This window comes from Serratia sp. 506_PEND (assembly GCF_001076875.1).
Lineage (GTDB): Bacteria > Pseudomonadota > Gammaproteobacteria > Enterobacterales > Enterobacteriaceae > Serratia > Serratia marcescens.
This window is the reverse complement of the sequence record NZ_JVEL01000338.1, coordinates 36399-42853: the sequence shown is the minus strand read 5'-3', so window position 1 is coordinate 42853 and position 6455 is coordinate 36399. Positions and strand designations below refer to the sequence as shown.

7 protein-coding genes are annotated in these 6455 nt (G+C 60.7%); 4 read left to right on the top strand and 3 right to left on the bottom strand.

Annotated features, from left to right (window positions below; all coding sequences use genetic code 11):
• Positions 1-144 precede the first annotated feature (144 nt).
• From fdhD to ADK28_RS10530, 3 genes are read left to right on the top strand one after another with little or no spacing between them, the layout of a single operon-like run.
• Positions 145-987, top strand: a complete 843-nt coding sequence (fdhD, locus tag ADK28_RS10540; RefSeq protein WP_048795632.1) for a formate dehydrogenase accessory sulfurtransferase FdhD — start codon at positions 145-147, stop codon at positions 985-987.
• A gap of 58 nt (positions 988-1045) precedes the next feature.
• Entirely contained in the window at positions 1046-1963 is a 918-nt protein-coding gene (locus tag ADK28_RS10535; RefSeq protein WP_016927223.1) for a bestrophin family protein, read from the top strand.
• Positions 1964-1997: 34 nt separating this feature from the next.
• Positions 1998-2960 carry a Dyp-type peroxidase gene (locus ADK28_RS10530; protein ID WP_048795631.1) on the top strand — a complete coding sequence of 321 codons (963 nt, stop codon included), beginning with the start codon at positions 1998-2000 and terminating at the stop codon, positions 2958-2960.
• A gap of 32 nt (positions 2961-2992) precedes the next feature.
• Here the strand turns inward: ADK28_RS10530 and arsC are convergent, their stop codons facing one another.
• The 3 genes from arsC to ADK28_RS10515 form a co-directional block, all read right to left on the bottom strand.
• Positions 2993-3418, bottom strand: a complete 426-nt coding sequence (gene arsC / locus ADK28_RS10525; RefSeq protein ID WP_016927221.1) for a glutaredoxin-dependent arsenate reductase — start codon at positions 3416-3418, stop codon at positions 2993-2995.
• A 14-nt stretch (positions 3419-3432) separates the two neighbouring features.
• The gene (locus ADK28_RS10520) at positions 3433-4722 is read right to left on the bottom strand and encodes an arsenic transporter (protein ID WP_048795630.1); all 1290 of its coding nucleotides are present in this window, start codon (positions 4720-4722) and stop codon (positions 3433-3435) included.
• A gap of 69 nt (positions 4723-4791) precedes the next feature.
• Complete coding sequence (locus tag ADK28_RS10515) at positions 4792-5118, bottom strand: metalloregulator ArsR/SmtB family transcription factor (protein WP_016927219.1); 327 nt, start codon at positions 5116-5118, stop codon at positions 4792-4794.
• 151 nt (positions 5119-5269) lie between these two features.
• Between ADK28_RS10515 and ADK28_RS10510 the strand changes: the two genes are divergently transcribed.
• On the top strand, positions 5270-6379 hold the full coding sequence (locus ADK28_RS10510) for a YbdK family carboxylate-amine ligase (protein WP_048795629.1): 1110 nt from the start codon (positions 5270-5272) through the stop codon (positions 6377-6379).
• Positions 6380-6455: the final 76 nt, after the last annotated feature.

Sequence of the window (6455 nt, the reverse complement as noted above, 5' to 3'; positions counted from 1 at the left end):
ACACACGTTATCCACCAAAACTGTGGATAACCTGCAAGGCGTGATTCCCTACGCGAGCGGGATCAGAATCCTGTATAATCCCCACACCTGCTAATAAGAATTCATCCTCGTCGGCGCCTCGTCACCGACGGTCACGAGAACGTTATGAACAAGCACCTACTCCTCGCAGAAACCGACGATATCAAACAGGAATGCCTGTCGCGCCACGCGGTCTGGCAGCGCAACGATCTGGCACAGGCGCATCAGGATTGGCTGGCGGAAGAAGTGCCGGTCGCCCTGGTGTACAACGGCATTTCCCACGTGGTGATGATGGCGACGCCGAAAGATCTGGCGGCCTTCGCCATCGGTTTTTCGCTGTCCGAAGGCATTATCGCCTCCCCCGACGACATCTACGACATCCGCCAGCAACCGGCTTGCAACGGCATTGAAGTGCATGTGGAACTCTCGAGCCGCCGCTTTATGCAGCTGAAAGAGAAGCGCCGCAGCCTGGCCGGCCGCACCGGCTGCGGCCTCTGCGGGGTGGAACAGCTGCAGGAGGTTGCTCAGCCCATCCCACCACTGCCTTTCACGCAACGTTTCGATTTAGCGCAGCTCGACCGGGCGTTGGCTCAACTGCAGGAGGTGCAAACGGTAGGAAAACTGACCGGCTGCACCCACGCGGCGGCCTGGATCCAACCGGATGGCGCGCTCAGCGGCGGATGTGAAGACGTCGGCCGCCACGTGGCGCTCGACAAGCTGCTGGGCTACCGCAGCCAACAGGCGTGGCTGCAGGGTGCGGCGCTCGTGTCGAGCCGCGCCAGCTATGAAATGGTGCAAAAATCCGCCATGTGCGGCGTCGAGATCCTGTTCGCCGTTTCCGCCGCCACCCGCCTGGCGGTGGAGGTGGCCGAGCGCAGCAACCTGACGCTGGTGGGCTTCAGCAAGCCGGGGCGCGCCACCGTCTATACGCACCCGCAGCGGCTCTGGCAATCGACAACGGCGGCCTAACGCCGCCGGATAAGAATCGACTATTCTCAATAGCAGGACACCAGGAAGCATCCACGTCATGATAATTCGCCCGCACCAGAACTGGTTTTTTCGCCTGTTCGCCTGGCACGGTTCCGTGCTGTCAAAGATCACCTTTCGTCTGTCGCTGAACGTGCTGATGTCGATAGTGGCGGTGATCAGCTACCAATGGTACGAACAGCTCGGCGTGCATTTAACCATCGCGCCGTTCAGCCTGCTGGGCATCGCCATCGCGATTTTTCTCGGCTTTCGCAATAATGCCGGCTACAGCCGCTTTGTCGAAGCGCGCAACCTGTGGGGCTCGTTGCTGATTACCGAGCGATCCCTGCTGCGACAGATCAAAAGCCTGCTGCCGGACGAACCGGCGGTGCAGCAAAAGGTCGCCAAGCTGCTGATCGCCTTCAGCTGGAGCCTGAAGCATCAACTGCGCGCCACCGATCCCACCGCCGATCTGTACCACAATCTCAGCAGCAAAGAGCTGGCCGAGGTGATCGCCAGCCCGATGCCGACCAACCGCATCCTGCTGATGCTGGGCCAGGAGATCGGCAAGCTGCGCCGACAGGGGCTGCTGAGCGACATCACTTTCGAGCTGCTCGACAACAAGCTGAGCGAACTGTCCCACGCCCTCGGCGGCTGCGAACGGCTCGCCAGCACGCCGGTGCCGTTCGCCTATACCCTGATCCTGCAGCGCACCGTTTACCTGTTCTGCAGCCTGTTGCCTTTTGCCCTGGTGACCGACCTGCATTACATGACACCGTTTGTTTCGGTGTTCATTTCCTATACCTTCTTATCCTGGGACTCACTGGCCGAAGAGCTGGAGGATCCGTTTGGCGTGTCGGCCAACCATCTGCCGTTAAACGCCATCTGCAACACCATCGAGCGCAACCTGCTGGAAATGAATGACCAAAGCCCGCTGCCACCGCCGATGAAACCCGACGAGCACTTTAATTTGATCTGATCTATTTCACCCGAACACACTGGAGCCGAATGCAATGAATGCAAATACCCCCCTGCCGCAAGCCGTATTCACGCCGGTGACGCGCCATGCCATCTTTATCGTCGCCACCCTGTCGCCCGTTCCCGCCCATCTGGCGGCGGTGCGCGCCTGGTGCGGCGACATCGCCGCCGTGGTGCGTTCGGTCGGCAAACGCGCGCCGGCGGGCAACCTCACCTGCGTCTGCGGCTTCGGCTCCGAGGCCTGGGATACGCTGTTCGGCGCGCCGCGCCCTCGCCAGCTGCATCCGTTCAGCCCGATCGGTAGCGGGGAGCGCGTTGCGGTCGCCACGCCCGGCGACATCCTGCTGCACATCCGCGCCGATGAAATGGATCTGTGTTTTGAACTGGCCTCCCAGTTGACCGCCAAGCTCGGCGACGCCGTGACGGTGATCGAGGAGGTGCACGGCTTCCGTTATTTCGATCAGCGCGCCATGATCGGCTTCGTCGACGGCACGGAGAACCCGGAAGGGCACGAAGCCTTCGACTACACGGTGATCGGCGACGAAGACACGGCGTTCAGCGGCGGCAGCTATGTGCTGGTGCAGAAATACCTGCACGACATGCAGGGCTGGAATTCGCTCAGCGTGGAAACGCAGGAGAAGATCATCGGCCGCCATAAGCAGTCCAACATCGAGCTGGATGAAGCGGTCAAACCGTCGTCGTCGCACAGTTCGCTGACCACCATCACCGACGAGCAAGGCAACGAGGTGAAAATTCTGCGCGACAACATGCCGTTCGGCCGCCCCGGCCTGCGCGAGTTCGGCACCTACTTTATCGGCTATGCGCGCTCCCCGCAGCCGATCGAGCAGATGCTGGAAAACATGTTTATCGGCCGCCCGGCCGGCAACTACGATCGGCTGCTCGATTTTAGCCGCGCGGTGACCGGCACCCTGTTCTTCGTGCCTTCCGCCCCGCAGCTGGAAGCGCTGGCCGATCGCAGCGGCGCCGAACTGCACTGATTGGCCGAAATGCGGGGCCGCAGCGATCAGCCTTAGGTGATCCTGCGGCCCTGCGCGTCGATCACCGGCTCGCCGTCTTCTTTGCTGAAGGCGCCGCGCTGCGGATCCGGCAGAATCTCCAACACCGCCTCCGACGGACGGCATAGGCGCGTGCCAAGCGGCGTCACCACGATGGGGCGATTGATCAGGATCGGCTGTTGCACCATGAAGTCGATCAGTTGTTCGTCGCTCCAGGCGCTGTCGTCCAGCTGCAGCTCGGCGTAAGGCTCGACGTTTTTTCGCAACAACGCGCGCGGCGGCATGTTCATGTCGGCCAGCAACGCAATCAACCGTTCGCGGCTGGGAGGCGTTTCCAGATACAGAATCACCTCCGGCTCAACGCCGCTGTTGCGGATCAGCGCCAACGTATTGCGCGACGTGCCGCAGGCCGGGTTGTGATAAATCTTGATACTGCTCATGACGGTTTCTCCGGTTAGGATAAAACGGACAGCCGCAGCGCCAGCGCTGCCAGGGTGACGAACAGAATTGGCAGCGTCATCACCAGTCCTGCGCGGAAATAATAGCCCCAGGTAATGACGATGTTTTTCCTTGCCAACACATGCAGCCACAGCAACGTGGCCAGGCTGCCGATCGGGGTGATTTTAGGGCCGAGATCGCTGCCGATGACGTTAGCGTAAATCATCGCCTGCCTGATGACGCCTTCCGCGCCGCTGCCGTCGATCGACAGCGCCCCCACCAGCACCGTCGGCATGTTATTCATGACGGAAGAGAGAAACGCACTCAGGAAGCCGGTGCCGAGCGTCGCCGCCCACAGCCCCTGCCGCGCCAGCGCATCCAGCACGCCGGACAGCAGATCGGTCAAGCCGGCATTGCGCAGCCCATAGACCACCAGATACATGCCCAGCGAGAAAATCACGATCTGCCAGGGCGCCCCGCGCAGCACTTTACCGGCATCGATCGCCCGCCCGCGTTTCGCAACCGCCAGCAGCACCAGCGCGCCGCTGGCGGCGACCAAACTCACCGGCACGCCGAGCGGTTCCAGGGCGAAAAAGCCAATCAGCAACAGCGCCAATACCGCCCAACCGGCTCGAAACGTCGCGCGATCGCGAATCGCTTCCCGCGGCGCCGGTAAACGCGTCAGCGCATAGCCCGGCGGAATATCCTTACGGAAGAACAGATGCAACATCACCAGCGTCGCCGCCACGGCGACGAGGTTGACCGGCACCATCACCGCCGCATACTCCGTAAAGCCCAAGTGAAAGAAATCCGCCGAAACGATATTCACCAGGTTGGACACCACCAGCGGCAGGCTGGCGGTATCGGCGATAAAGCCCGCCGCCATGACGAAAGCCAGCACCGCAGCAGGACGAAAACCGAGCGCCGACAGCATGGCGATCACGATCGGCGTGAGGATTAACGCGGCGCCATCATTGGCGAACAGCGCCGCCACAGCCGCGCCCAACAGGAGCATATAGGTAAACAGCCAGCGGCCCCTGCCGTTGCCCCAGCGCGCGACGTGCAAGGCGGCCCAGGCGAAAAAGCCGCTTTCATCCAGCAACAGGCTGATGATGATGACGGCGATAAAGGTCGCAGTCGCATTCCAGACTATCTGCCATACCACGGGGATGTCGCCGACGTGCACCACGCCGCTCAATAATGCCAATCCCGCCCCGATCGACGCACTCCAGCCAATACCCAGCCCTTTCGGTTGCCAGATGACCAAGATCAACGTCAGAATAAAGATCGCCCCTGCCACTATCATCGCTGCCTTTCCGCCCTTTTAAGTTTACATATTCGATTTTTCATATGTGTTTGCGTAAATTTTTTACCGTTACGGACAACCTTTCGCCACGCGTTGCGCTAACTCCGACATCTGTTCTGGCCGGCACTGATAAGCCTGCTCAATAATCGCCGCCGCCCAGGCCGGCATATGCGGCGACAGGCGATAATGTATCCATTTGCCATCGCGCCGATCGAGCAGCAGCCCGCTTTCACGCAGCATCGCCAGATGCCTTGAAATCTTGGGTTGCGGCAGCGCCAGTGCGCCCGACAGCTCGCACACGCACAGTTCACCGGCGTGGCGCAACAGCAGCACCAAGGTCAGGCGCGTCTCGTCAGACAGGTTTTTAAACAGCTTCAGCGGCGTCAATGACGGCATGTCACACTCCCGTTAACCTTTCTCTTCATCACAGCTCGCTCGTGAAGATACCAGCTTCACATTCGAAAAAACAAATATAAAATGCAAAACGTTGCCCTCCTCACCGAGACATATACTTATCTTTATGCCGTTCTTGCAGGAAGGAGGCACCATGCCGCTCACATTCAAACGTTCGGAAAGGCTCTCCATCGGCACCGAAATAGAGTTACAGCTGGTCGATGCCGAGCACTACGATCTTACGGATCGAGCCGATCGGGTGGTCAGCGCGGTCGGCGACCGCCGGCGCGTCAAGCATGAGCTCACCAAATCGATGGTGGAGCTGAACAGCTCGGTGCACCGCGATCTCGATGAGCTGCACACCGAGCTGCGCGCCCTGACCCATACCGTCCGGCGCTGCGCGCAGCGCCTGGGCTGTGACGTCTGCGGCGGTGGCCGCCACCTGAGCAACGACTGGCGCAAGCAGGTCATCAGCGACAACGCGCGCTACAGGCAGCTGGCCAGCCGTTTTGGCTATCTCTCCAAGCTGGCCTGCGTGTTCGGCCAACACATTCACCTCGGCGTCAACGACGGGGACGAGGCGATGTACCTGTGCCATGCGCTGACGCCCTACTTTCCGCAGCTGATCGCGCTCAGCGCCTCGTCGCCGCTGTATCAGGGCGTCGACACGCGCTTTGCCAGTTCCCGCTTCAGCGCTCAGAACTCCTTCCCCAACTACGGATGCCTGGAACACATCTACAGCTGGCATGAATTCAACGCCTACTACGAACGGTTGAATGCCGCCGGCGTGATTGAAAGCGTCAAGGATATTTACTGGGATGCGCGGCCAAAACCGGAGCTGGGCACGGTGGAGATCCGCATCTGCGATACGCCGCTGCGCCTCACCCACGCCGTGCTGCTGGTCGGTTACTGCCGCCTGCTGGCCGATTTTCTGTTGCAGCGCCGTTCGCCGATCGCGCCGGAATACGATGCCTTCACCAATTACAACAAGATCAACGCCTATCGCAGCGGCTTTGCCGCCGAATACGTCGATCCCGCGACGCTGCGCCGCAGCAGCCTGACCGCCCACATCCTGCACACTCTCGAAGCGCTGAGCGGTTTTGCCGAGCGACGGGAGGATCGTGCCCTGCTGCAGGCCGTCGAGCGCCATGTCCGCCAGGGCATCAGCGATTCGGAGCATATCCGCCAGATGTTGCACAACGGCCTGCCGCAAGCTCAGGTGATCAAGCGCCTGTGCGATGAGCTGTTGCAACCGGCAAGTTAAGTTTCGGCTATCGATTCCATACGCCAAAGCCGCTGTTCATTATGTGCTCTTTCGCTACAATCGTGAGCACTGACAT

Coding starts and splice junctions, on each gene's coding strand:
- fdhD (WP_048795632.1), top strand. CDS start 145: ATGAACAAGCACCTACTCCTCGCAGAAACCGACGATATCAAACAGGAA.
- ADK28_RS10535 (WP_016927223.1), top strand. CDS start 1,046: ATGATAATTCGCCCGCACCAGAACTGGTTTTTTCGCCTGTTCGCCTGG.
- ADK28_RS10530 (WP_048795631.1), top strand. CDS start 1,998: ATGAATGCAAATACCCCCCTGCCGCAAGCCGTATTCACGCCGGTGACG.
- arsC (WP_016927221.1), bottom strand. CDS start 3,418: ATGAGCAGTATCAAGATTTATCACAACCCGGCCTGCGGCACGTCGCGC.
- ADK28_RS10520 (WP_048795630.1), bottom strand. CDS start 4,722: ATGATAGTGGCAGGGGCGATCTTTATTCTGACGTTGATCTTGGTCATC.
- ADK28_RS10515 (WP_016927219.1), bottom strand. CDS start 5,118: ATGCCGTCATTGACGCCGCTGAAGCTGTTTAAAAACCTGTCTGACGAG.
- ADK28_RS10510 (WP_048795629.1), top strand. CDS start 5,270: ATGCCGCTCACATTCAAACGTTCGGAAAGGCTCTCCATCGGCACCGAA.